Genomic DNA, 2,133 nt, shown 5'->3' on the forward strand with positions numbered 1-2,133 from the left:
TTATAAAGGTTTTATTTAAGCTTTATGATAAAAAATAATTTAAAACATTAAGTTAAATGATTTTTGTTTTGTTAAATGTATTTAATGGGAATTAGCGTGCTTTAAAAGATCTATTTACAATAAAATAAGAATGTTTAATATCAAAGGGCAGTCAACTCAAGAAAGGTACTTGCCTTGTTTTAATATTGAGTAAGAAAGAGAGAATTAAAATATCTCTCTCATGGATAATTTATTAGTGATAATAAATTATGATCTTATGTAATAAATAATAAGGAAGTTATTATGACAAAAATAAACATTTTTACGGGTACTCTATTTGTTTTATCTAGCATAAGTATGGCACAAGCAGAAATCCATTCTAATCAAAGTGGCCCTTTAACCACCATGAGTGTGGGGGCGAGTGATCCCGTGACTCATGGCCCTCATCAATCAGCAGGTGGGGAGCCGGGTGTTGGTATTTCTAATCTATATGGGGGTAAAAAAATTGGTTTTGCGTCATTAACACCAAATAATATGAGTGGTGGGGCGGATAGCCATGGTGTTTATACAATACAACCCAATGAAAATACACCAGCTAGCCATAGTAATATGGGGGTATTTCATTTTTCACAGGTGACTGATGCCAATGTCTATTTTGGTACTTGGGCAAAAACAGCCTCTGTTACAGATATCACTCATCAGTCTTATTATGTAGGTAAAGAGGTTACTAGTACGCTACCGACAGACAGTGCAACTTATACCGTAACAGGTATCAGTCAATATAGTGGTGATAATTTACTGTCTGGTACTTTTGATGTTGATTTTTCACAAAAGACAATTGGTGGTTCACTGGCTAATAACCTACGTACTGTCGAGTTAGAACGTGGCAATATTTATACCGCAAATAACCAAGTAACCTTCTCTGCAGATGCAAAAGAAGATACCACATCCGGTATTGTTGAAGGGGCTTTCTTTGGTGAAAATGCTGAAACATTGGCTGGTATTGTCGTCTTCCACACCGATCATACTAAAGATATTGGTTTTGGGGGAAGCAAAAATAGTGCTGAAGTAGATACTGCAACAGATAGCGTAACAGATAGTGCAGAAGCCTCTTAACGTTAGGTTTTAAGTTCGGAGCTTAAAAACAATTTAGTCCTTTTACATACGTGGTATTAGTGGTCATTAAGCTAGTTTTTAGCAACAGATAATCAAATATACGGTTATCTGTTTTTTTTTGCCTTAAAAAACGGATTGTAAGGAATAGATCTATTGTTATTATAAGGATAAACCATGCGTTATTATCAAAGGCTAATAAAGTCATTATTTATTATTAATATCTTATTTCATTCGTCACAGGGGGCGGCAACACAACCTAATCAAGAGCCGCTTAATAAAGAGAAGGTCGCTCAATTAGGTCAACAACTGTATCATCATTTACAGCAACAGCAGTGGTATCAAGCGGAAAAACTATTAGTTAATTATCAGCAATTACCATTACACGAAACTTTATTAGTCTATTATGCTCAAGCACTATTAGCACAGAAGAATGGTAATTTCTTACAAGCTGAATTTTATTATCAGCAGCAACTTAAGCAGCAAGCAGATTTTATTCCGGCACAAACAGGCCTAATTCAGCTCTACTTTTCTCAAGGAGAATATAAAAAAGCACAATACCAGCTAAATCAATTAAGTCGTTTATCGGGATTATCACCTGCCATTAATCAAGCAATTATCTATTATCAGAAACAGCTTAACGATTATTTTAAAGCTAGGCGTTTTTATCAAATCAGTTTTTTTTATGATGATAATATTAATCATGCACCTTATCTTGATGAGCAAATTGTTTCGCAATCAACGCAAGTCATCATGACCAGAAAAGGCGCTCAACCTATAGCATCGATGGGGGTTAGTCATCTTTTTTCTTTCTATCAGCCCACTTTTATTTACGCTAATAATACCCTATCAGGCTATTTTTCAGCACGCTATCGTGATTATTTTGCATATAAACAAGCTAATTTTACACATTTATATACTCAATTAAGTTATCAGTACCAAAAAAAGGATTATCGGTGGACTTTATCCCCCTATTATGAAATAAAATCACCTAAAAAGGCGTTTGAGTATCAATCTATTGGGGTATATACCGGGCTATTT

2 protein-coding genes are annotated in these 2,133 nt (G+C 34.5%); both read left to right on the plus strand.

Features of this window, described 5'->3' with window-relative positions; all coding sequences use genetic code 11:
* Positions 1-282 precede the first annotated feature (282 nt).
* Entirely contained in the window at positions 283-1,095 is an 813-nt protein-coding gene (locus AACU95_RS14270; protein WP_124740923.1) for a Slam-dependent surface lipoprotein, read from the plus strand.
* Between the two features lie 174 nt (positions 1,096-1,269).
* The coding region (locus AACU95_RS14275; RefSeq protein ID WP_337247533.1) for a tetratricopeptide repeat protein at positions 1,270-2,133 on the plus strand (864 nt) is incomplete at its 3' end.

The sequence above is a fragment of the Proteus sp. G4415 genome (assembly GCF_963896075.1).
Classification (GTDB): domain Bacteria; phylum Pseudomonadota; class Gammaproteobacteria; order Enterobacterales; family Enterobacteriaceae; genus Proteus; species Proteus mirabilis.